The organism is Pseudomonas sp. GW821-FHT07G10, from assembly GCF_059418545.1.
In genome coordinates this window covers 122,665-144,969 of the sequence record NZ_JBWKQB010000015.1, presented here as the reverse complement: position 1 = coordinate 144,969, position 22,305 = coordinate 122,665, and the positions used below count along the sequence as shown (strand labels likewise).

At 56.2% G+C, this 22,305-nt stretch carries 25 protein-coding genes and 3 pseudogenes; 13 read left to right on the top strand and 15 right to left on the bottom strand.

The annotated features are described in order from the left end of the window. Positions 1-119: 119 nt before the first annotated feature. From AC07O1_RS17910 to AC07O1_RS17890, 5 genes and pseudogenes are all read right to left on the bottom strand, one after another. Entirely contained in the window at positions 120-692 is a 573-nt protein-coding gene (locus AC07O1_RS17910; protein ID WP_495089569.1) for a type 1 glutamine amidotransferase family protein, read from the bottom strand. Positions 693-1,091: 399 nt separating this feature from the next. Beyond that, positions 1,092-1,421: a hypothetical protein gene (locus AC07O1_RS17905; RefSeq protein WP_495023575.1), complete on the bottom strand. Its 330-nt coding sequence runs from the start codon at positions 1,419-1,421 to the stop codon at positions 1,092-1,094. Between the two features lie 512 nt (positions 1,422-1,933). After that, positions 1,934-2,296: an osmotically-inducible lipoprotein OsmE gene (gene osmE / locus AC07O1_RS17900; RefSeq protein ID WP_495089568.1), complete on the bottom strand. Its 363-nt coding sequence runs from the start codon at positions 2,294-2,296 to the stop codon at positions 1,934-1,936. An 832-nt stretch (positions 2,297-3,128) separates the two neighbouring features. After that, positions 3,129-3,289: pseudogene (locus tag AC07O1_RS17895) on the bottom strand (XRE family transcriptional regulator); the annotation flags it as partial. A 152-nt stretch (positions 3,290-3,441) separates the two neighbouring features. After that, complete coding sequence (locus AC07O1_RS17890) at positions 3,442-3,795, bottom strand: bacteriocin (RefSeq protein ID WP_494993266.1); 354 nt, start codon at positions 3,793-3,795, stop codon at positions 3,442-3,444. Positions 3,796-4,093: 298 nt separating this feature from the next. Here AC07O1_RS17890 and AC07O1_RS17885 point away from each other — a divergent pair, with 298 nt between their 5' ends. The 3 genes from AC07O1_RS17885 to AC07O1_RS17875 all read left to right on the top strand — a co-directional run bounded on the left by AC07O1_RS17885 (position 4,094) and on the right by AC07O1_RS17875 (position 6,532). Continuing rightward, positions 4,094-5,134 (top strand): FAD:protein FMN transferase, encoded by a 1,041-nt coding sequence (locus tag AC07O1_RS17885; RefSeq protein ID WP_495089567.1) that lies wholly within the window; start codon positions 4,094-4,096, stop codon positions 5,132-5,134. Positions 5,135-5,537: 403 nt separating this feature from the next. Then, positions 5,538-5,954 carry an acyl-CoA thioesterase gene (locus AC07O1_RS17880; protein WP_495089566.1) on the top strand — a complete coding sequence of 139 codons (417 nt, stop codon included), beginning with the start codon at positions 5,538-5,540 and terminating at the stop codon, positions 5,952-5,954. Between the two features lie 188 nt (positions 5,955-6,142). Continuing rightward, positions 6,143-6,532, top strand: coding sequence for a hypothetical protein (locus AC07O1_RS17875; protein ID WP_495089565.1), 390 nt, complete (start codon positions 6,143-6,145; stop codon positions 6,530-6,532). Between the two features lie 137 nt (positions 6,533-6,669). On the opposite strand, the gene AC07O1_RS17870 is transcribed toward AC07O1_RS17875, so the two are convergent. Next, positions 6,670-7,416 (bottom strand): carbonic anhydrase, encoded by a 747-nt coding sequence (locus AC07O1_RS17870; protein WP_495089564.1) that lies wholly within the window; start codon positions 7,414-7,416, stop codon positions 6,670-6,672. Between the two features lie 578 nt (positions 7,417-7,994). Between AC07O1_RS17870 and AC07O1_RS17865 the strand changes: the two genes are divergently transcribed. Next, entirely contained in the window at positions 7,995-8,165 is a 171-nt protein-coding gene (locus tag AC07O1_RS17865; RefSeq protein WP_495011458.1) for a hypothetical protein, read from the top strand. A 59-nt stretch (positions 8,166-8,224) separates the two neighbouring features. On the opposite strand, the gene AC07O1_RS17860 is transcribed toward AC07O1_RS17865, so the two are convergent. Together AC07O1_RS17860 and AC07O1_RS17855 are read right to left on the bottom strand one after the other, a co-directional pair. Further along, the gene (locus AC07O1_RS17860; RefSeq protein ID WP_494993260.1) at positions 8,225-8,431 is read right to left on the bottom strand and encodes a hypothetical protein; all 207 of its coding nucleotides are present in this window, start codon (positions 8,429-8,431) and stop codon (positions 8,225-8,227) included. A 115-nt stretch (positions 8,432-8,546) separates the two neighbouring features. Beyond that, positions 8,547-8,753, bottom strand: coding sequence for a hypothetical protein (locus AC07O1_RS17855; RefSeq protein ID WP_494993259.1), 207 nt, complete (start codon positions 8,751-8,753; stop codon positions 8,547-8,549). 403 nt (positions 8,754-9,156) lie between these two features. On the opposite strand from AC07O1_RS17855, the gene AC07O1_RS17850 reads away from it, so the two are divergent. The 4 genes and pseudogenes from AC07O1_RS17850 to AC07O1_RS17835 form a co-directional block, all read left to right on the top strand. Beyond that, on the top strand, positions 9,157-9,480 hold the full coding sequence (locus tag AC07O1_RS17850; RefSeq protein ID WP_495089563.1) for a hypothetical protein: 324 nt from the start codon (positions 9,157-9,159) through the stop codon (positions 9,478-9,480). 549 nt (positions 9,481-10,029) lie between these two features. Continuing rightward, positions 10,030-10,929, top strand: a complete 900-nt coding sequence (gene lpxO, locus AC07O1_RS17845) for a lipid A hydroxylase LpxO (RefSeq protein WP_494993257.1) — start codon at positions 10,030-10,032, stop codon at positions 10,927-10,929. Between the two features lie 194 nt (positions 10,930-11,123). Beyond that, positions 11,124-11,501, top strand: a complete 378-nt coding sequence (locus AC07O1_RS17840; protein ID WP_495089562.1) for a hypothetical protein — start codon at positions 11,124-11,126, stop codon at positions 11,499-11,501. A gap of 78 nt (positions 11,502-11,579) precedes the next feature. Next, positions 11,580-11,723, top strand: a pseudogene (locus AC07O1_RS17835) (hypothetical protein); the annotation flags it as partial. On the opposite strand, the gene AC07O1_RS17830 reads toward AC07O1_RS17835, so the two are convergent. Beyond that, on the bottom strand, positions 11,698-12,024 hold the full coding sequence (locus AC07O1_RS17830) for a DUF2834 domain-containing protein (RefSeq protein WP_495089561.1): 327 nt from the start codon (positions 12,022-12,024) through the stop codon (positions 11,698-11,700). The pseudogene AC07O1_RS17835 and the gene AC07O1_RS17830 sit on opposite strands and share 26 nt — an antisense overlap. Positions 12,025-12,280: 256 nt before the next feature. Between AC07O1_RS17830 and ilvA the strand changes: the two are divergent. Together ilvA and AC07O1_RS17820 are read left to right on the top strand one after the other, a co-directional pair. Next, positions 12,281-13,285, top strand: a pseudogene (gene ilvA, locus AC07O1_RS17825) (threonine ammonia-lyase, biosynthetic); the annotation flags it as partial. 294 nt (positions 13,286-13,579) lie between these two features. Beyond that, on the top strand, positions 13,580-13,852 hold the full coding sequence (locus tag AC07O1_RS17820; protein ID WP_494993254.1) for a DUF1652 domain-containing protein: 273 nt from the start codon (positions 13,580-13,582) through the stop codon (positions 13,850-13,852). On the opposite strand, the gene AC07O1_RS17815 is transcribed toward AC07O1_RS17820, so the two are convergent. Together AC07O1_RS17815 and AC07O1_RS17810 are read right to left on the bottom strand one after the other, a co-directional pair. After that, a complete protein-coding gene (locus tag AC07O1_RS17815) occupies positions 13,849-14,247 on the bottom strand; it encodes a hypothetical protein (RefSeq protein WP_495089560.1) in 399 nt (132 codons plus the stop codon). The two genes, AC07O1_RS17820 and AC07O1_RS17815, sit on opposite strands and share 4 nt — an antisense overlap. A gap of 120 nt (positions 14,248-14,367) precedes the next feature. Beyond that, positions 14,368-14,637: a DUF2790 domain-containing protein gene (locus tag AC07O1_RS17810; protein WP_495023569.1), complete on the bottom strand. Its 270-nt coding sequence runs from the start codon at positions 14,635-14,637 to the stop codon at positions 14,368-14,370. Between the two features lie 289 nt (positions 14,638-14,926). Here AC07O1_RS17810 and AC07O1_RS17805 point away from each other — a divergent pair, with 289 nt between their 5' ends. Further along, positions 14,927-16,573: a phospholipase D-like domain-containing protein gene (locus AC07O1_RS17805; RefSeq protein WP_495089559.1), complete on the top strand. Its 1,647-nt coding sequence runs from the start codon at positions 14,927-14,929 to the stop codon at positions 16,571-16,573. A 33-nt stretch (positions 16,574-16,606) separates the two neighbouring features. On the opposite strand, the gene AC07O1_RS17800 is transcribed toward AC07O1_RS17805, so the two are convergent. Next, positions 16,607-17,830 carry an NADH:flavin oxidoreductase/NADH oxidase family protein gene (locus tag AC07O1_RS17800; protein WP_495089558.1) on the bottom strand — a complete coding sequence of 408 codons (1,224 nt, stop codon included), beginning with the start codon at positions 17,828-17,830 and terminating at the stop codon, positions 16,607-16,609. A 77-nt stretch (positions 17,831-17,907) separates the two neighbouring features. Between AC07O1_RS17800 and AC07O1_RS17795 the strand changes: the two genes are divergently transcribed. Further along, the gene (locus AC07O1_RS17795; protein ID WP_495089557.1) at positions 17,908-18,318 is read left to right on the top strand and encodes a MerR family transcriptional regulator; all 411 of its coding nucleotides are present in this window, start codon (positions 17,908-17,910) and stop codon (positions 18,316-18,318) included. A 43-nt stretch (positions 18,319-18,361) separates the two neighbouring features. Here AC07O1_RS17795 and AC07O1_RS17790 read toward each other — a convergent pair whose 3' ends face one another. Then, entirely contained in the window at positions 18,362-19,900 is a 1,539-nt protein-coding gene (locus AC07O1_RS17790; RefSeq protein WP_495089556.1) for an MFS transporter, read from the bottom strand. Next, positions 19,897-20,040, bottom strand: a complete 144-nt coding sequence (locus AC07O1_RS17785; RefSeq protein WP_495089555.1) for a hypothetical protein — start codon at positions 20,038-20,040, stop codon at positions 19,897-19,899. Before AC07O1_RS17785 ends, AC07O1_RS17790 begins: the two co-directional genes overlap by 4 nt. A 102-nt stretch (positions 20,041-20,142) precedes the next feature. On the opposite strand from AC07O1_RS17785, the gene AC07O1_RS17780 reads away from it, so the two are divergent. Continuing rightward, positions 20,143-21,018, top strand: coding sequence for a LysR family transcriptional regulator (locus AC07O1_RS17780; protein ID WP_495089554.1), 876 nt, complete (start codon positions 20,143-20,145; stop codon positions 21,016-21,018). A 23-nt stretch (positions 21,019-21,041) separates the two neighbouring features. Here AC07O1_RS17780 and AC07O1_RS17775 read toward each other — a convergent pair whose 3' ends face one another. Then, positions 21,042-22,118: a GGDEF domain-containing protein gene (locus AC07O1_RS17775; RefSeq protein WP_495089571.1), complete on the bottom strand. Its 1,077-nt coding sequence runs from the start codon at positions 22,116-22,118 to the stop codon at positions 21,042-21,044. Between the last annotated feature and the right edge of the window lie 187 nt (positions 22,119-22,305).

The following is a 22,305-nucleotide window of genomic DNA, read 5'->3' as shown; positions in this document are numbered from 1 at the left end:
GGCGAGGAACAGCAACGCAGGATATGGGCTGCTGGCGCCGAAGTTGACTAACAGAACTAGCCACACAGGCCACTAGAGGTGCCGGTGCAGGTTCCATGTCGGACGCAGGAGATGGCGGTCTAGGCGGACTTGCGGTGCTCAGCAGCGTGCATTGCCAGGTAGGCTTTGAGGTTTTCGTCGTTTATACCCAAGGTGCACAAGATTTCGGCCATGAAGCTGACCGGAGCGGTACCTGGAGCTGTAACGACACGCTTATCAGCTACTGCATAAGGGACATCCTGATAGTAAGCCGCTCCACCATAATTCAGTTCCGACAGGTTCTCTGCCGAATTGGAAGTGTGACGGAGGGTATCGAGAACGCCCGATTGCGCTAACACACGGGTACCGTCGCAAATGCCAGCGACGATGATGTTTCTTTCATGGGCAGCGGTAACCAGGGAAGCGATATCAGGGGCCTGTTCGGTCTGCCAGATGGTGCCTCCACATATGATTAGCAGGTCGAGTTCATCGAGCTGGATGGCTTCGAGCGCCAAATGCGGGGTGACGATCATGCCTCCGGAAGAGGTGACTGGGGTACCTTTGGGGGTGGCGAAGCGTGTATCGAAGCCGTAATAAGCACGACCAGCGGAGTTGATCAGGGCGGTTTCCCAATCTGAAAAGTTCTCGGTGATAATAGTAATGGCACGTGTCATTAGAGTGTCCTTCTCTTATGGCGTTGATAAATGTCTGAGGAGTCGCCTTCCCCACATGAACCCAAAGCGTAACAAACACGACCGTCAATTTCTGTCAGTAGTATTTGGGTAATGCGCAGGGATGCTGTCAACTTCACGCAACGCCGCGTTTTTGAGAAGAACTTGCCGGCGACCTGGATAATGCCGGGGCTGCTGCCACGGGACATCAGGCAGGTGTTTACGCTTCATTGATCGAAATCGTTCGGCGAATTCTCGCTGGAATGAAAATTAATGCGCCATCGATGGCAAACACTGATCAATACAACCAGCCCGTGAGGTGAAGACCTCGCGGACTAGCGGGTAAGTCATTTTCAAAAAGGCACACTAAGCCGGGCATTAACCGAAAATCACAGGTAAGGCTTAGCCACCAATCCGGTGGCTTACAGCATTTTCTTGTTGGTTAAGGGTCCTTTGCTCCTGCTTGGTGATATGACCGCGATTTTGGCTAGCCATGCTCCGTTCTTCCTGACGAATCTGACGATCTTCCTTATGAAGTCTGGCTGCCTGTCCCTTGGTCATTTCGCCCTCTTTGACTTCGTTATGGATTCGCTTGTTCTGGTTGGCCAGACGACCATTTACCTCGGCCCTGCGTGGGTGATCTTTTCCCCATTGAGCATCAGCAGCAACTACATTGCCAGCAACCACGCCAACAAATGCGGACAACAAAATAGCAGCAAGCTTTTTAGACATGTTTGATTCCTACTGAGTGCTTTAAAGGCTGGCCGGTTGTCTTGACCAGCACTAGCCAGGTCGTTACTGAGTCATCACCGGTTTTGTAGACACGATTGAATCCCGACAGTTCATTGCTCTCTACCAGCTATCGAGCAGCGTCATCTCGATACGCCGCACTGAGGCTAAGTCTGAAAAAAAGTGTGGTTATTGAAGGGGTTAGGTGATTTTAATCGGACGGACGGGTGCAAATATCCTGTTACAAGTTCCCGAATTGAGATAATATGCCCCTGCGTTCACCACCACGGTTTATGCATTTTGAGTCCCAAGTGTCCATCAGCTGCTTGGGATTTTTTTTGCCTGAAATTTGCCGCTGGCCGGAGCAGTGATCGACCGTCATTACGACTTTTTCAATGGCAAAAGCCGTTCGCCCAAATTGATCTTGGTGGCTATCTGCTACCTTGTCACGCCGGCGATCCGAGCGACTGTAGTCAGTGAACCGGAAAACGGGGAAGGTGAGGGCGTGTCATGCGCTAATAACCTCCGCCTCCCATACCGCCCATACTGCTGGCTGGTTCTCTGGCTTTCTGCTGTGCGCGACTCCATTCAGCGCAGGTCATAAAGCTCTTATGGTCCACTTTGCCTGATCTATCAAAGCTGACATTGAAAGACTGCTGATGGCCGGCTTGAGTGAGCATGTAGTCAAAGCAGGTGCCGGGCTCTACTGTGCGGTTCGTTACTGATAATGGCTTCCCGCCGATACTCTGGACTTGATCTTTGCTCATGCCCCTCTCGACCTTTGCGACCAGCGGCTGGTCACGATAGACATGTGAATTAGTGGCGCAACCACCTACCGCTGATAGCACGGCGACCAGCGCGAATAGAGGTTTGTTCATGTTAGGGCTCCCGATGGTGAGCGTTGTGAAGAGACTCCTGGGTGCATCAATTCAATTAAAGTCGAGTTATGCGGGGTGCACCGAATATCCTCAGGGCCGAGGCCGGAGGTGGTGGCGAGTTTGGGGAGGGCAGATAACAAAAAACCCGCACATGGCGGGCTCTCTGTCGAAGGGGGCGCTGATCCTTCAGCTCGCCAGAGTGTGCTCTGCAACTTCAGCCTAATCAACGACGGGGCGACGAAGCGCAGGCCACTAGGCTCCATGAGGGCCGCCTTCGGGGTGAGCTGGCAGTTAAGCCATCAACAAAAAGCCCGTGCGAGGGGGGCTTAAAAAGGGATTCTTGAAGTGCGCAGGCTCAATCCAGGTGAGCCGCAGTGAAACGGACGTAATGGGGCATGTCGCTGGAATGAAAAAGTCCGTACGTGGCGAGCTCCAGGTAGTGAGCTGCCACATCCCTGTGGCTGACTTCAATGTGCCAGCCCGGTGTGACGAGAGTATGACAAGGGCGCTAAAGGGGATGGTTCGGCGGCGCCCCCGGGCCAGTTGAATCCCACGATCGCCTCCTACAAATACTTGTTGTCCTGTCTTTTTCGGCTCGATCGGTTCAGCCTTTTTGTTATCCATCTCTCAAGTGGTTTAACTGAAAAGAAAAATAGATAACCTGCAAGACCGAGTGCGAGTTCAACCCATGTTTCGGCTATTGGGCCTTTAAAATATTCAATGCAATATTTAGCAAGGAACAACGTCGCAATCCCACCTAGAGCCAACAAGGCTGTGATCGCAAAACCTGATATACGTCTCAATTTCTTAAAATCCCCGCCGCGCCGGCTGGCTACAGCTTCTGTAGCGCCCTGACGACTACGCCGACTATCCGGTCGTTTTCCGCATACATCTCAATAGGGTAAGCGGCTTCAGAAAGCGACGTCCACCATCTTCATTCAGTTTCTTGAACGTGGCCTGATCGCTGTCGGCCAGCTTGATGACGGCCGCTTTGAGGTGGAAGAGATGTAACCTTTGTCGAGGAGATAAACCTTACGCGGTGTGACCACAGATCCGGACCACCGGGCGCGCGACGGGCAAGAGGTGTGGGATCACCTGAATCATAAAACCCGGCTATAGAGCCGGGTTTTTTGTTAGCGATAGAATCAGTTTCTCTGACCGCCAATAGCGCCGCCAGCAGCACCACCAAGCCCTGCGCCAATGGTGGCGCCGGTGCTACCACCCAGCTTGTTGCCGATGAGTGAGCCACCTGCCGCACCCAGGCCGCCACCAATAGCTGCCTTGGTTTTCTTGCCTTTTTTGGCTGCAACGGCACCACCTGCCGCGCCGCCCAGGCCTGCACCGACGGCTGCGCCTGTGCTGCCACCCAGCTTCTGACCAAGAACGTTACCCAGGGCGCCGCCCAAACCACCGCCGACTGCAGCCTGGGTGCCGCCTGCGGCCATAGCGCCTTGGGCAAACAGGACGCTCAGTGCCAAGACGGAAAGTGCTTTACGCATGTTGCAAACCTCGAAAAAAATTGGGCGCCAATTGTCGCTGCCTGGGGGCGGCTAAGCAAATCGCCGAGCTGGCTTGGTCGGAAATCAACACACCGTCTGTCGCCTCGCCATCGTGCCGGGATGTTTCGTTTGCTGTAGATGGTGGGAGAAATCGCGAACCTGTTTCAACGTCTCGCAGCAATGCGGTTGTGATTGCCTCATAGCCACCCCCTGATAAGCTCGACCCAGCATCAATACAAAGCGTGAAGAATGCTCAGCTCAATCGAGTGCTTTCCTACAGGTTAATTCAGGAATATTGATGTGTAGCCCATTGAGTCATCATGTCAGGAAATGGAGTCTGATCATTGCGCTTGTCGCTCAGGCGGGTTGCGACACTGGTGACTCGCTGGAGCGAATCAGCGGCCCGACCATGGGCAGCACTTACACGGTTCAATACGTGCGGCGTCGAGCCTCGGGAGAAAACTCGCCCGAGCAGGTTCGGGTGCAGGTCGAGGCGATCCTGGCCGAGATCGATCGCACTTTTTCGACCTATCGTGGTGATTCGGATACCGAGCGCTTCAACGAGCTGCCAGCTAACAGCTGTCAGCCCATGCCGCCGCCGTTGTTGAAGCTGGTCCGCTATGGCGAGCAGCTTTCGCAGCAAAGCGACGGCGCCTACGACCTGACCGTTGAGCCCTTGGTCAATCTCTGGGGTTTCGGTCCGCAGGCGCGTGAGGAGAAGGTCCCCCAGGCGCAGGCATTGGCGAGTGCTCGGCAAAGGGTGGGTTATCAGCACCTGCGTATCGAAGGCGAGCAGCTGTGCAAGGACGCGGCGGTCGAGCTCGATTTCAACAGCATTGCGCCGGGCTATGCGGCCGATCGCATTGCCGAGCATCTGCAGGAACTGGGTATCAACAGCTTCCTGGCCGACGTCACCAGCGAGATCAAGGTAGTCGGGCGCAAGCCCGATGGAACACCTTGGCGAGTGGCGCTGGAGGTTCCGCGGGACGACCGACAGGAGGCGCAACAGGTGCTGTCGTTCGATGGCTACGGCATTTCCACTTCGGGCGACTATCGCAATTATTTCGAGGAAAACGGCCGACGCTATTCGCACACCTTCGATGCGCGCACCGGCAGGCCCATTGAGCATGACCTGACAGCGGTCACGGTAATCGCTCCCTCAGTCATGATCGCCAATGGGCTATCGACTATGTTGCTGGCTCTCGGCCCGCAACAGGGGTGGGACTATGCTTTGCAGCATAAAATTGCAGCGTTTTTTGTGATTCGTGCCGACAAGGCCTTTGTCAGCCGGTCGACGCCGGCTTTCGAGCCATTCGTGGCGGGCGACAAAGGCCGCTGAAGGTTTTGTGGCGATTGATTGACGATGCAGGTTCTGTTGACAGAAGCCCGGCACTAGAATTTTGCGTTTGCGGCTGACAAGAGCCCCCGAGTCGGCCAGGCAGCCACATACGGGGGGGCTGCGTGGACCAATAGCTGAAACATACTCAATGCGCAGGGGCAGCCCCCAATGCCAGTCAGTTAAGGAATTTCAGGTTCAGCACTGTCCCCCGTAGCAGCTGCCGAAGGCTGCGTCCGGCGGCGAAGCCGTCGCAAATCCTGCTTCCACGATTTGTCTGGAATACCGCAGTGACTGTTTTACGACTGCTGCGCAGCCGGACGCAGGCTTCGCCAGCTGCTACGGTTCGCGTAATGTCTTAACTGACTGGCATTAGGGGCAGCCCCTCATTATCAAGGATTGATCTATGCCGAATCCGGTGCTTGTTAAAAGAAAGGTATTGTTCGGGGATTGTGACCCTGAGGGAGTAGTGTTTACTCCAAGGTTTTCATATTTTGTTGTGGAAGCCGTTCACGACGCACTGGGTGTCTGGCTTGAGGGGCCGGGGTTGAAAACTCTTTTAGGGTTTAATTTGCTACCTCCTGCGAGGGCATTTTCTTTAGAGTTTTTGCATCCGGTTACTTGGGATGACGAGCTGACTATGACGGTAAGCGTTTCGAATGTCGGGTTGCACTCTTTCTCATTTTCAGTTGAGGGGCGTATTGCGCCAGATGTGCTGGCGTTTACTGCGAACCTTACTCAAGTTTGTATCTCGCCGGGTACAAGAAAAGTTATCGAAGTCCCCGCGCAACTCAGAAAATTACTCCAGTGTTCCGAGGCGTAGTGAGTTGTGTGGGACAGGATTTGCATCAAGCATCGAATAGACTGATTCAAGTATCCAGGTGTCAGGCTTCAGGCGGCCACTTGCTGCTCTTCCTGGCGCAGCGTCTGATGCCTCTGGGCACTGCGATGGCCTCCGGCGGGTATGGATGGTGCTAGATTGGAAGAGGGCACAAACCTAGGGGAAACAAGATGATCACTGACGCTCGGGATGCCGCGAAGTACGTTGAGTGCTATTCGTCCATCGAAAGCCCGCAAGCGCGGGAAGCGTTTTGCATGCTGGTTGGCGCGATTTGCGCAATGAAAGGGCATGACTGCGCCCCCAGGCCGCAGAGCGACTCAACGAGGTCCATTGGAATTTTTTCGGTCGCTGATGGCGACTGCCCCTTCAGCTTTGTGGCCTATCATAATTGGCTTCTATTTTATTTCCGGCTGCCAGCTTTCAAGGCCGGGCACTGTTCCGTAAAAACACTTTGCGCAGAGTTTGGCGAGGTCAATGACAAGGTTGATGGGGAATGGACCATCAAGTTGCGGTCCGTTGATGATGTTCGCCGTTTGCTACGGATAATAAATATTTCCTAGCCAGCCTGATCGCGGCTGCGACCTGGTCCGGCGTCACGCTGAAGGCGGTGTCCTTCAATAGCGCGTCAAGGAGCTGCGGTTCGTGGGTATCGCGAGCATTGGATGATGCGTCTCTTGGTGAGACGCATCTACTCACGTCAGGCGATAAGCTCTACTTTGCCGGTAGCAAGGCGGTAGACGGCCCCTACGATTTTCAACTTGCCCTCCTTGAGTGCATTACTGAGCAGTGGCGAAGTAGTCTTGAGCTTGTTGACCGAGTCTTTGACATTTTGCACGATGGCGTTGTCGAGAAGCGCGCCCGGCTCGTTGAGTACCTTTTCAATAGAGGGTCTAAGTGAATCGGCCAGCCCCTGGATGTGACCAGGGAATTTAATTTTATCCTTTATTGCCTTTACACCCGCATCAATGGCTCCACAGCCCTCATGCCCCAACACCATAATGAATGGCGCGCCGAGTGATACGACAGCGTATTCAAGGCTGGCCAAACCTTCGTTCGTGACGAAGTTACCCGCGACGCGCACAGCGAAAAGGTCCCCTCGGGCAGTATCAAATGCGTATTCAGGAGCAATACGAGAGTCTGCGCAACTCAGTACCGCAGCGAATGGGTTCTGGCCGGCGACCAAGGCCTCGCGTTCTGCCTGGAAGTCATGCGTCTTGGAAGTTCCAGTCATATATCGTTGATTCCCATCCATAAGCCTCTGCAGCGCCATCGTTGGGTTGATTGCGTTTTGTGGCTTTGGAATGGTTTGTTCGGCCGCCAGTGCAACCTTGCCCGGCAGGGCGCCAGCAAGGATTAGAGCGCCTGCCCCGGCCCCTACGAGCCGAAGAAATCGACGACGATCAGTAGTGCCCGGTATTTGGGTTGGCTCACATGACTCACACATAGTCTTATGCCCTCAGAACGATTAGATAGTAATAGTTCTCTATTGGAATCAATTGCATTCAAGAACCTGAAGCGCTTCATCCTTCGAAGCTTAGGCTAGTGTGTGAATTGTTGTTATCGACTCTCTTGGCGACCCGGCGCTTCGGGCCGGATGCAGCTGAAAATTGTCAGCTTCCAGACTGCCGCATTCCAGAGGGCTGAGTATGCTGATTTTTTTCTGTTCGCAGGCGACCCACACCGTGTGCGCTTGGACAAATGCTTCGTCTGTAATGAGTCGTTCATGCTTTATCCCTGTTTTCGATAATTGAGTGGAGCATGACCCTGGTAATTTGATTTTCTGCCGTCATGGGGGCGCCTCGCCGGTGAATCATTGATCTACTTCGTGGTCGTATCTTCTGTTGATTGCTCGTTTGATTAAAACTGATGGGCAGCGATAACTTTTCTCCATAGCTCTGACCCTTGCTTTTTAGGACGTTCAAATGAAACGAACAGCGATAATGATCTTGGCCATATCAGGTTCCCTCCTGTTGGGAGGATGCTGGCCGTACTGGGAGGATGGAGGAGGGTACGGTCGAGAGCATGACCGAGGTCGTGATTATGGTCGTGAACATGACCGTGGCTATGATCGGGGTCGCGGCGATGATCAGGGGGAAGACCGAGGATATTATCGTCACGGCGATAATGAGGAATATGGTCGTCACCGCGATCATGATCGTGACCATGATGGCGGAGAGCAGGACTAGCGTTTGAAAACTACTCCAGCAGAACGGGTAAATTCCGTTCTGCTGTGCAGCCATTAGTGGCGGCTGTCAAGGTTTGCCGTCATTAACCGGTCCGGCGTTACGCCGGTCTCTGCCAGAAGAGTTCCCGGTGTCCAGAAGCCTTCTCTCCAGCAACACATTTTGAAGTGCTTGGCGGGCGGAAGGATCCAGCTGATGTTCTCTCTCCTTCAGCTCCAGCAAGATTGGGCTAGACCAAGTGCGATAGGTCTGCTCGGCAGTGCGAATTGAGCTCATATATCTCCTCCTGACCAAGTGACAGCTAATGAGACGGCACGGTTCCATGTCGCGGAAACCCTAGTAGAGAAACCTGTTTGTCGCCAGCTACCAGCGCGAGTCTGATTTTCGGCGCTCATTCGGCGTTCATCCTGGCCAGTCCCTGTCTGATGTAGCCCACATTTGCGCCAATGGTTTCAAGTGAGCCTCGAATATTTTCGCCTACCACTGTCGACCCGCGCTGCTCTACCCATAGGGCGAGCTCCATGAGCGCGGCCTCGAGTGCGAGCTGGTTTTCGTACATTTTTTCAAGGACGCTTGGGAGGGGGTAATTGTCAGGCATGGCTCGATTCCGTTCGATTAGTTGAAAACTGTCGCGGGTGCTGCCCATGAATCCTACATCGTGGATTCCGCTAAGACACTCAAAAGTTGTATTGACTCGTCCCCGGATAAAGCCTGGGAAGTTAGCGTTAAAGGCGTCGATCAATATTTGTTTTTTAATGGCGCGATATTGTGGATTTTTTTTGTAAGCTAATCGCTATTTCAAATGTAGGACTGGGGTTGAAGAAAGCAGAAAACAAGTAATTCAAGAGTGGGGAGATATTCGTTGTGAGCGGTTTGTGCAGTGGTGGACAACGTCTGGGTACGAGCCGGGTTGAAATCTCTCCTCAAAGAGCAGGGGTCTTGATCAATGGGGTGAATGTGACGAACAAGCCTCGGTTTTAGCCCGAAATTAAACATGGTCAATGCATCCGAAAGCTGCAAATGAAGCCCATGCTGCTGCACCTCCCAATGCGAAACAGTTAAAGGGAAGTGAGATGGGTGGAGTTTTGATAGGTTACGAACATTCTAGCGTTACGAGTACCGGCTATCCGTTTTCGGAAACTCTCCATCAGGAGGGTACGGCGATAATAAAGATTTCAGGTCAGGATCCGCAAAACGGTTATTGGAAAATTGCCGGAGATGTTATCGGCGTTACGTATCCAAAGTACGGCAAGGAGTGTAATAGCGTGCGTGCTGATGGTGTTTCAATTGGGTTGTTGGATAAAAAAGAATATGACAAACAATAATTTCAGCATGCACTGACCTACAAAATGCCGACCCTGCTGTCAGCGCCCTTCAAGCAGAATTTGAATTGGGGTGATGGTGATCTTATGGATCGGATCCAGGCTAAGCAGGACGGGTCATCGGACGAAAAAAAGCCCGCATGCGGGCGGGCCAAGGGAATGCTTGAAATGGATGAGTGAAGTTTATGGCGCTGAAGGTGATGGGGGTGTGAAAGGTTTGTCGCTGAAATGAAAATGCTGGTGTCGGCGCGCTTGCGGATGACGCCGCCGAACGTCATGTCGGATTGATGGCATCGATGAGCGGATTGCGCTGAATCAAGATAATGGCTTTTTGGCACAGCGGCAGGCATATTTTCACAATTGCGGTTAGCCTAAGGTTACAAACAGAGGCTAAAATGCCATCGTGCGGCCAGATGCAAATCACCGGCATTGAGCTCAGGGATACGCCGCCAGGACCCGCTGTTTCGATTATCAGACGCTGCGCATTTGTCCTTTGGCCCATCCGGCTTGTACGGGACGCAGTATGTTTTTTTCTGACATGTGACCACTTCCGTGAAACTCATCATTGCCGCTATTTACGTTGTATCCATTGCGTATGTGCATCTGCGTGGTCGTGTACGCCACACATTGAGCCGTCAGTTGAGTGATCACTCGACGTTTCTGGCGCCGGTGAATTGTTTTCTCTACCTGTTCTCGAAGAAACCCAATCGTCCCTACCTCGATCCTGCCGACTTTCCTGACTTGAGCCCTTTGCAAGCGCACTGGGAAGAAATCCGCACCGAAGGCCAGAACCTGCTCAGAGCGGGGGAGATCAAGCGTTCGGACCAATACAACGACGTGGGTTTCAACTCCTTCTTCAAAACGGGCTGGAAGCGCTTCTACCTGAAGTGGTACGGCGACAGCCATCCTTCGGCAATGAAGCTTTGTCCACGCACCACCGAACTGCTGCAAGGCATCGGCTCGGTCAAAGCCGCCATGTTTGCCGAGTTACCACCTGGCTCCAGGCTGGTACGCCACCGCGACCCGTATGCGGGTTCCTACCGCTACCACCTGGGCCTGGAAACACCGAACGATCCGGGCTGCTACATCGAGGTAGACGGTGAACGCTATCACTGGCGCGACGGTGAAGCAGTGATGTTCGATGAGACGTACATTCACTACGCCGAGAACACCACGCAACAGAACCGTATTATTTTGTTCTGTGATGTGGAGCGTCCGATGAAGTACCGCTGGGCTGCTGCCTTTAACCGCTGGTTCAGCTACACCGTGATGTCAGCCGCCGGCTCGCCGAACGATGCCGGGGACAAGACCGGTGGTTTGAACCGTGCCTTTAACAGGCTGTACAAAATCCGCCTGCGCGGCAAGGAACTGAAAAAGCGCAACCGCACGCGTTACTACCTGGAAAAGTGGGCGATTTTCGGCGGGTTGTTGGCGATTTTCGTATTGATCTGAAGTGTCTCGTGTTCAGGTGGCCTGTGGGGCGCGGCAAAAGCCCCGTCGGTTACTGGCGCGGGCCGTTCGGCAGATCAGCGCTCCGGATAACGCGTGTTGTATATCCCGCAGGACTATTTTGTTAACAAATCCGAATCCAGCGCGTAGCGTGTTATTGAAGGTAATGTCTCTGTACACATAGATAGAGGTGCCCGATGAACAGGCTAGTGCTTGGCTTCACTGCGCTGGCATTGAGTGGCTTGTTGAGCAGCCTGGCCCAGGCTCGGCCTGAAGCATCCTCTCACAACGCCTCGCCCCGGCCGATACTCCTTGCCCAGAACCTGCCAGGCAGTAGCAACGACAATCCTTACAACAACCCGATCCGCCGAGCCAATCCCAACAGCATGCAAGGCACGCAGCCGAGCGCCCCAGCCTTTCGTGGACCGAACACTGTGCCGGTGCCACGCTCGCCGACCCTGGAAAATGGCGGAATCGGCAACGGTTATCCACGCAAGGACCCTGCGCCAGGCTCGGTAAAACCGTCGATCCAGCCCAACACGCCTCCCAGAGACTCGAACGACAGCAATCGTTGAACCGAGTGTCGCGATGCTGGAGGATGCGCTTGTGCAGGCGTAACGCCGGGGCCCTGCACGGGTGCTGAAGATTGCCGAAAAGTGCTGGTGATCGAGGTCAACGACAACCCGAACATGGACGCCGGCATTGAAGACGCCTACTTGCAGGACGATCTGTATTCATTAGTGCTTGAAGCGTTCGGCCGGCGCCTTGAACTCAAGCGCCGCGGGCAGACCTGGTGAATCGCCGAAGCCCCTGCACCACCAGGTACAGCAATGGCCCGACGGAAACAAAGACTGCGGTGATCAACAGATAAGGAAGCACCGAAAGCGCCGACTGACCGCGACTTCGCGCATCCTTGTACATCCAGACACAAGCCAGTATGGCCAGCAGATAGAGGTCGATCACCACTTGCGCGGTATCCGGGCGGGACATCAGTCTGATGCCAAAGTCGATCAGTGACTGTTCGGCCTGCAGCATGACCGATACGGTGTAGCCGGCGAAGGCGATAAGGGCAATCAAAGGCAGTGCGACAGACTTCATGTTTTCCTTCCTTGGGTAGATGAACAGGATTCGAAGATGACAGGATCCATCTATACGCTCAACCGAATTGGCCATTGACTTGCCATTAACGCCCGGCTACTTTCGAGCCATGACTTCAACCGTATTGCGTTTCCAGCCAAGCATTATTACCGCCATTCCTTATTTGGCGGGTTAGCTGACGGCTGCACCCAACCCGCCCTAGAGGCGGGTTTTCTCTATCTGTCTCCGGGGCCTCCAATAAAGCCAGGAGACGTCCATGAGCACCCGCCAGAGCAGCCCCGCCGAGCAGTCGTTGCTAGAGCACTACGTGAAAAAGATCCTCGCCGCGCCGGTCTACGACCTGGCGGTGCGTACGCCTTTGCAACCGGCCCCGGCGCTGTCCGAATCGCTGGGCAACCAGATCCTGCTCAAACGCGAAGATTTGCAGCCGACCTTTTCCTTCAAGATCCGCGGCGCCTACAACAAGCTGGTGCAGCTAAGCGATAGGCAAAGGGCTTTGGGAGTCATCACCGCCTCGGCAGGCAATCACGCACAGGGTGTTGCGCTGGCGGCTCGGGAGCTGGGGATCAAGGCGACCATCGTGATGCCGTGTTCCACGCCTGAACTGAAAGTTCTCGGCGTTCGCACGCGCGGCGCTCAAGCGCTGTTGCACGGAGAAAGCTTTCCGTTCGCCTTGGCCCATGCATTGCACCTGGCTGAGGAAATGGGTTGCACCTTCGTCTCACCCTTTGACGACCCCGACGTGATCGCCGGCCAAGGAACGGTGTCCATGGAGATTCTGCGCCAACACCCCGGGCCGCTGGATGCCATCTTTGTTCCGGTGGGCGGTGGCGGTCTGATCGCCGGCATCGCGGCCTACGTCAAATACCTGCGTCCGCAGATCAAGATCATTGGCATCGAGTCGGAACACTCCAATTGCTTGCAGGCCGCGCTGCAAGCCGGGGAGCGGGTCGTGCTAGCGCAAGTCGGGACCTTCGCCGATGGCGTAGCGGTCGCACAGATTGGTGCCTATGGTTATGAGATCTGTCGACTGCATGTGGATGAGGTGCTCACTGTCAGCAATGATGAGCTCTGCGGGGCGATCAAGGACATCTACGACGACACCCGTTCAATCACCGAACCTTCCGGAGCCTTGGCTGTGGCGGGAATCAAGAAGTACGTGGCGCAAACCGGCGTACGCGGCCAGACCCTGGTGGCGATCGACTCGGGGGCCAACATCAACTTCGACAGCCTGCGGCATGTTGCCGAGCGCGCAGCACTGATTGGCGGGTCGGCATGAGGAGCATTTCGACGAAGAGCAAGCCGATATGCTTCTTCAGACTAAAAACTCCTCGGCTAGACCAAACTGCAAATGCCCGGAGGCCAAATGGAGGCGTTTCAATTACAGATGAAAAAAGAGCTTACCGGGATCGGAAAAGCGGCCTAGTCTAGTGGGTGGCATTGCTCTTCAGGGTCGGTGGAGCGATGCAGGAAGCCATTCAAATGAGGTGGCTTGCGAGTACGCAAAGTACTGACTAACGCTGATTGGCAGTCCCACATAAAGGAGAAGGTCGTTATGTTTCTTTCTGCCTTGGAACTACGAAATATCATTGAAAGCAGTTTTCTACCCAAACGTTGCCAATGCACCTTGTCCCCGGATTTGTCGATGACGGTGAAGGTCTACGGCGACCACGAAACCGACCGCGTGGAATTGGTAGTCACAGGCATCAAAGCGGAGCGCCTTAATGGATGCCGCGAGATCAGCGATTTGCTCGCTGAGCTGCGCTATGACCTTGAGCACAACCCCGCTCACCAACCTGTCGTTGATTCAAGAGTGAAAACGCATTAACCGATAGTTTCTTCGCGCTCGACCGACAAGCGCTTGGTCTGGATGAACCCCAGACCAAGCGCGAGTTCGACCACCACCGGCAGCAAGATCCCGGGCCCGGCATGACCGTTGAGCCATTCGCCAAGCCCCAGCGTTGCCAAGCCGAAACATCCCACCACAAAACCTGTACTCAATGCCCTGCGCGTACTCGAAGGTGGCGCCCGCCGAGCCCGATAAAAAATCACGCCCAATGCCAGAAACAACACCGCGGTACGCCTGGACACCAGGCCGGTCGCGCTGGAGTACTCGACACTCCATATCGACAGCCACTCATCCGGCCAAAAGCCCCACACAAACGCCAAGACGAAACTCAGCACAGCGGTGAAAGTAGCGAGAGTGCGAAAGGTGAACTGCATGGCGGATCCTTGCGGCAGTAAGGGATGAGCGCAAGAATACCGCCTGACCGCTGCCAGGAACATCGCTCAATGGCCATCTCTCAGCTCAGGACAAACCAGCGCTGTACGGAGTGGCACCACTTAGCTCTGATATTGACAGGCATCCGACAGCTTGAGGTAGGTGATTTCCTCCAGTTTGCCCGCCGTATCGATGAACTTCATGTCCGCGGTCACTACTTTGCACTCCAGTGTTGACGGCTCAGTCATGGAAACCACCTTGGCAATATCCAACGACATTCCGTAGTGATAAGGCACGGCTTGGACGGCAGTGTCGGTTGTGTCGGCCTGTACCGCACCGGCAGACGCAAAAAGGGCGAGGGCGCCTGCAACCAACAACGTACGACTGTTCATGAGAGTTCTCCTGAATGCTCTGAATCGCCAGTCCGACGTTAATGCGATGTCGAACACGCCGCGCAGAGCGTCAGAAATTTCTGCGCTAACGCGGTCCTGTCTACTTTTGGACTGCAGGATTAACCGATTATTAAGTAGGGAGCTAACAATTGGTGGGTTCTCAGCCTCCGTAAAAAGAAGTCAACGAACGTCCGGCTAAAGGGGCAGGTTGCGTTGACGTGCACCCAGCGTGTGGGCGCGCGCGCGAGGTCCGCTATGCTGTGGGGCAAACCAATCACAGGAGTGAACCATGCGTGTACTTGCCACCAACAGTCAGGATGATTTCCGCGTCAAAGCCTATGCCGGCACCAACGGGGTGTTACTGGCGATGGACCTCGCCGAATCCAGGCGCAAAGGATTACTGGGCTTTGCCATCGAGAAACAGCAGGACAACAAACCCTGGCTGTTTCTGTTCAATAGCCTGACCTTCCCCGGCAAGGCCCACACGCTCCCTGAGTACCAGGCCACACCAAGTGATATCGCGCCTTTGCAAAAATTTCGCTGGGCCGATTACGCCGTCAATCCAGGTGCAACCATCCACTACCGCGTTCATCTGGCCTACGGCAGCGTCGATGCCCCGCAACTGGGTGAGTCACTGGAAGTGACGGTCACCGCCGACAACGGCCAGCCGCTGGGTCAGAGGGTTATCTTCAACCGCGCCGTGGCGGCCAGTCAGGCGTTTTCACGCAAATTCGCCGATCTCGACGCGCTGCTCAGTGCCAACAAGAACCTGCCCATCGAAGCCTGGCCCGACGCGCCGCGCCAATGGCTGGAAAACGGGTTGCTGGAAGAGCTTCTTGGCTTTATCGAACGCGCCGTGGACGGTCAATGGGCGATGGACATTGCCATCTACGAATACCAGTTGCAGTCGATCATCGATGCGGTCAACGCCGCGTTCAGCCGTGGAGTGAAGGTTCGAGTGCTGTATCACGCGCAGCCGGGTGATAACGACACCACGATGAACGAAGCGAGCCTGGAAAAAATCCCTTCGGCGAATAAACGTGGTCGCGTCACCCACAATATCTTCCATGACAAATTCATTGTGCTCAGCCAGCTCGACCCGGCAGGAGAATACAAGCCTGAAGCGGTGCTCTGCGGCAGCACCAACTTTACCTCCAATGGTGTTTATCGTCAGGCTAACGTGGTGCATGTACTGGACGACGCTCGTGTGGCAGCCAGCTATCTGCAAGTGTACGAGCAGATCTGGGCGGCACCGGCGGATGTCGGCGCCACCCGCCAATGGCTGACGCAAAACAACCCTATGGATCCGGCACAGTCATTGTTCGCCGGGTTTTCGCCGCGCTCTGGCGAGGGCGATCTGCATGAGTTCGTCGACATCATCAACGCAGCAAAGAAGGACGTATTGTTCGTCACCGCATTCGCGCTGCCGGACGAGATCCTCAATGCCTTGCTCGGTCAACCGCACGATGACGTGTTGCGCTTCGGTCTGCAGAACACGGCCAGCCGGATCACCGGTTTCCATGCCGACCGCACCGCAGAGTTTGCCGCCACGGCGCTGCTGAACACCGGTCTTGAAGGTTGGCTCAAGGAGGGTTTGAAAGGCCAGAAGGGCAACCTGCTGGTGCATACTAAAGCGATCATCAGCGACTTCACCAGCGATGCCCCGGTGATCATCAGCGGCAGCCACAACCTCAGCGTCGCCGCCAGTGACGGCAATGACGAAAACTTCCTGATCATGCGCGGCGATACCGACCTGGCCGATCGCTATGGGCTGGAACTGCTGCGTTTCTACGAGCATTACCGGTTTCGGTACTTTGCCAAACAACTGGCGCTCAAACAGGTCCAGCCTTTGGCGGTCGATGGTAGCTGGAGTGATCCTTATTATCTGGAGGGCGATTTGCGGATGCTCTCGCGGTTGCGTTTCTCTGGACGCTAATGGCGTGTGCCGTAAAAGATCGCAGCAAAACCATTACTTGCCCATAGCCTTACGGTATTGGCGGGTTCGTCTGGAGATATACAACTGATCCAGAATCAACGCGAACAGCGCTGAAACCTTCGGTTTTGGTGCGCGGCCGCGGCTCAGGCGGTGTATCTGAAAGCGCACCATCGCCATAGTCGCGAGGGAAGCCATGGGTTTGCGTTTCCAGAGCACGGGTGGCAATTGAGGATGACTGTGCTGGCCGTTGCGCCATTGTTTTGGCAATTGCGGTTCCAGCGCCAGGGCAGTGGCAATCCCGGCCATGGCGATGCCGCTGTCCAGGACCTGCTGAACGATCGGTAAACGGCGGATGCCGCCGGTGACCATCACCGGCATTTTTGCCTGCGTCGCCAATTCACTGGCCATCTCCATGAAGTACGCCTCGCGAGCGAGTGTGCGACCGTCTCGGGCTTCGCCTTGCATGGCAGGCGCCTCATAACTGCCGCCGGACAATTCGAGCAAATCCACCGCAAGCGGGTTGAGCAACTCGATGACCTGGCGGGCATCGTCAGCATCGAAGCCACCTCGCTGGAAGTCGGCGGAGTTCAGCTTGACCGCCACACAGAACCCCGGCGAAACCCGTTGGCGAACGGCGTTGATTACCGCCACCAGCAGACGTGCGCGGTTCTCCAGCGAGCCGCCCCAGCGGTCGGTCCGCTGATTGCTGAGCGGCGAGAGAAACTGGCTGATCAGGTAGCCATGCGCGGCGTGAATCTGGACGCCGGTAAAACCGGCTTGCTCCGCGAGCCAGGCGCTGGTGGCGAAACGCTGGATCACTTCTTCAATATCGTCTTCGGTCATCGGCTTGGGCCGGGCGAACATTTTCGAGAACTGGCCCAGCTCCAGGGCGACAGCGGATGGTGCCCAGGCTTCTTGACCGAGATTGGCCATGGTCTGTCGACCGGGGTGGTTGAGCTGTACCCAGAAGTGCGCGCCCCTGGCCCGGCCGATAGCGGCCCATTGGCGGAATTTTTCCAGGTGACGATCATCTTCCAGCGCCACACCGCCGGGGCCGGTCATCGCGCGACGGTCGATCATCACATTGCCGGTGAGTAGCAGGCCAGGCTCACCGTCGGCCCACGCCTGATACAGCCGTATCAAGGCTGGGGAGGGCGCCTGCTCGGTATCGGCGAGGTTCTCCTCCATCGCGGCTTTGGCGATGCGATTGCCGATCGTCTGACCGTTGGGCAAATTCAACGCTTGGAAGGGTGACATGCTTGACTCCTCATCGGTGGAGAGTAGAGGCTAAGCTTAAAGTTAACTTTAATGTCAAGCGTGCAAATGAGGCCTTTATGAAAATCGGTGAGTTGGCGCTACTGAGCGGGTTCGCCGCTTCGCGCATCAGGTTTTATGAGGCTCAGGGACTGATCCGTCAGGTCCACCGTCGAACCAATGGTTATCGCGAATATCCACCTCAGGTGTTGCAGACGCTGAAAATCATCCAGTGCGCGCAACAGGCAGGCTTCACCTTGCAGGAGCTCAAGCAGTTATTGCCGGGCGGCGTGCAGGGTGATTGGAATCGTGATGAGTTGCTCGCCAGTCTGGAAAGCAAGGTCGAGCAGATTGAAGAGATGCAACGGCACCTGGCCCAGAGCAAGGCCAAGCTGTTGGGCGTCATCGATACCATCAAGGTGCGGCCAGACGGCATGCCCTGTGATGAAAATGCCGAGCGGGTGTTGGCATCGCTCAAGGGCCCTCAGTAACCTGTGGCAAGGGAGCAAGCTCCATCGCCACCCCCGTTTCGGTTTACTCAACACCCAGGGAAAAAGACCGAGGCTTTGGAATCGGATTACGCATCAGCGTGCCGACCACCAGCGCCGCCAGCAGCGCCAGCAAACCCGCGACCCACAGCACCACGCTGAAGCCGCCGACAAAGGCCTGGCGGGCCAGTGGCTCGACGGCCGGACGTGCCGACTCCGGCAGTTGGCTCAGTGCCGCAGGCATGTCGCCGGCCACCACTCGTGAGGCGATGCTCTGCGCTTGCCCGAGCCACTGCGACGCTTCAATCGTCAGGCTGCCTTGCAGCAACTGTTGGGTATGGCTGGTCAGCAGTGCACCGAATACCCCGATGGCCAGCATGATCGCGCTGAAACGCATGGTGGTGCTCATGCCCGAAGCCATGCCGGCGCGATCCCGAGGCACACAGGCCATGATGTTTTTCTGCGTATCACCGTTGAGCAGGCCGGCACCGGCACCGGTCACGGCAATCGCCAGGGCAAAGCTCAGGTAGCCACCGTGGTTGACTGCCCAGGCGCTGAGCAGGTTGCCGCTACCCACCAGGGTCAATCCGGCAGCCATCAGCGTGGCTGGGGCGACGCGGGTCGCCAGGCGTGCGCCAATGCGTGGGCAAATCAGCATCGTCAACGCGAACGGCAACATGCCCAGCCCGGAAGCGATCGCCGAGAAGCCCAAACCGTTCTGCAGGTAAAACGGCAGCAGGGTCATCATCACTTGCGCGCAACCGGCATAGGCGAACATCCCCAGCAGCGCACCGATAAAACGCGGATGCCTGAACAGTTGCAGATCAACCATGGGCCGTTGTTGCAGCCGTTCGATTACCACGAACATGCCGAGCAACAGTGCGCCACCGAGCAATCGGGCATAGGTCATCGGGTTGCTCCAGCCGATCCGGTTGGCTTCAATCAACCCCCAGATCAGACACAGCAGGCTGGCGCTGAAAGCCAGACTGCCCCAGGGATCGAGGCGTGCAGCCCCGGTATCTCGAGACTCCGGCACGGCGCGCCAGACCATGGTCATCAACAGCAAACCCACCGGCAGGTTGAGGTAAAAAATCCAGCGCCAGCCGATGAGCCCGGTGATCAAGCCGCCGATGGTCGGCGCTGCAGTCATCGCGACCCCCATACACATTCCCCAGAACGCCCAGGCCTTGGCCCGTTCCACCTCGTCGTGAAAGGTGTGGCCAATGGAGGCCAGGGCTGAGGTCAGCAGCAGTGCCGCACCGACGCCTTTGACTGCGCGGGCGATGTCGAGGAACAGCGCAGTGGGCGCCACGCCGCAACCGATGGAGGCGAGGATGAAAATTCCCAAGCCACAGAGCAGGGTTTTCTTGCGCCCAAAGCGATCGGCGATACTTCCGGCGGGCAACAGCAACGCGGCGAAGGCCAGCATGTAAGCACTGACCACCCATTCGATGTCGACAAAATTCGCGCCCAGATCCCGGGCGATACTCGGCAAGGTGACGGCGACGATATTGGTGTCGAGCACGATCAGCGAGCAGACCCCGGAAGCGGTCAACAGCGTAAGGCGCGGGCTGACTCGGCTCATGGCGTCACCAGCCCCGGTACCGCGATCTTGTCATTATTCAGGATTGCTTTTTGGGCAATGCTTTGCGACTGCTCGGCGGCGAACGCTGTTTTCAGGCTGAAACAGGTGGTCAGCACCAAAGCAAGAGGTTTGACGCGCATGGCTTGAGCTCTCTACTGTGGAGGTTCGCCAGCTTATCCCGCGTTCTACGGTGCTCCATTAGCTGAAGACGAGCTTTTCATTACCTTTGAGCTAATCAAGTTATGGATATACGCCATTTTCGCTACTTTCTAGCCGTTGCCCGGCAGCGCAATTTCACCCGTGCCGCAGAGCAACTGGGCATCGCGCCGCCGACCTTGACTCGACAGATTCAGGACATGGAAAGCGCGCTGGGGACTCGATTGTTCCTGCGTCAGCAGCGCGAGGTCAGTCTCACCGAAGCCGGCGCTGTCCTGGTGATCGAGGCCGAGGCGACAGTGCGTCAGTTCGAGTTGGCCCAGCACAGTGCCCAGCGGGCCGGGCGCGGTGAAATCGGTCATATCGAATTGGGTTATGTGGCGTCGGCGGTGTACTCAGGCTTGCTGCAAAAACAGGTACTGGGCTTTAGCCGTGAATACCCGGATGTCAGCCTGAGTGTGCGGGAAAGTCCGATGGCGGCGTTGCCGGGGTTAGTCGCTGACGGGCGTTTCGACATAGGCTACATCCGCTCGCCCATGACCTTGCCCCAGGAGCTGGAAGCGATTCACCTGAATGCCGAGGGCTTTGTTCTGGCGCTGACGGCCGAGTCCTGGTTGTGCCGTTTGCAGGACATCACGCCTGAGCATTTGCAGAGCCAGACGTTTATCCTCCCCGAGCAAATCAGCGGGACCTTGCAGGTCGCGGCGCAAGGCGGTTACGCGCCGCAATTGGGGCCGCAACCGGGCGGGCTGGTGGCGGTGATTGCCCTGGTGTCGTTGGGGCAGGGCGTGGCAGTGGTGCCCGAGTCGGTAGTCGGGCACGTCAGCTTGCCGAACGTGGTGTACCGGGCAATCAAAGGCAGCGAGGCTGGCTCCTGGTTGTCGCTGATCCATCGCCGCTTCGAAAAGGCCCCGGCGGTGGCGCGTTATATCGAACGGGTTAAAGGCAGTCCCGGTGGCTGAGGGACCCAAAGTACAGGCGGCATTCACTGATAAAACGTATACCGATCCTTGCCCGTATGCTTTGACTCATACAGCGCCCGATCGGCCTTGATCAGTGCCAGATTCAAGGTGTCGTGCTCTTCGACCCGCGCGAGGCCCATGCTGATGGTCACCGGGTGGCCGGTCGATTCATCGCGCACCACGCGGCAAAGGTTCGCCGCCAGTGTTTCGACGTCTTCGCGACGTACACCGGACAGGTAGACTCCAAACTCTTCACCCCCCAGACGGGCGTACTCGAAGTCGGCCATCACGGTCTTGATGGCGGCGGCGACGCGCTTGAGCACTTCGTCACCGATGTCGTGGCCGTACAGGTCATTGACCTTCTTGAAGTTGTCGACATCAATCATGGCCAGATAGTGATCGCGCTGGCGCGGTCTATGTTCCAGTTGATTGTTGGCGGCGGCCATGAACGAGCGACGATTGGGGATGTCGGTCAGGGCATCGACGTAAGCCTGGTCGAGCAGAAGCTTCGACATGATGTAGTTGTGCAGCTTGGCCTGACGCAGTTTGAGGAAGGTATAAAGCGTCAGCGCGGTGAGAAACACCCCATAGAAAAACACCATGGTGCCCTTGAGTTCGAATACCGAGGTGTTGGTCATGAAGAACGGGTTGAGGACGACCCAGGTGAGCAGGGTGGCGCCGAAGAACGACCATCGATTCAATGGCAGCACCGAAGCACTGTAGAGAATGCTCGATGCCGCCAGGATCAGCCAGCCGGGGTGCAGGTCCATGGGCAGGCCCTCGATCACCAGGCGAACGCCGAGGGTTATCACCAGCACAAAGACCAGGTTGATCCACTGGAAGTGTCGGGCGTTACGGGTGAAGCCCAGGGTGATAGAGATGACCACCAGCGCGACGAGGAACATCATCGAGTAGACAGTGAATCCCTGACCGCCGCGCACGCTGACGATCAGGTCGAAGAGCAGCCAGATGGAAATGCTCGCCATGTAAATCAACACGCAAAAGCCGTGCAACCGTTCGAAATCATCCTGGGCGAATTCAGCCTTGAGGGCCGCGGGTGTAGATTGTTTGAGGACTTGCGCTTCAATGGTCTTGAGCATTGCTGGCCCAGGCTTTGCGGTGGTGGTCGAGAATCCGCTTGCTTCAGGGACGATAGCGCAACTCGAAGAGGGTTGTCGTGCGCTGACGTCTTCGGACCATTGCCCGCTATTGACCCGCCTCGCCCTCATTTGTGGCCCCACTACCCGCGAGCTGTAGCCAACGGTAGCGTTCATTCTGTGGGCCTTT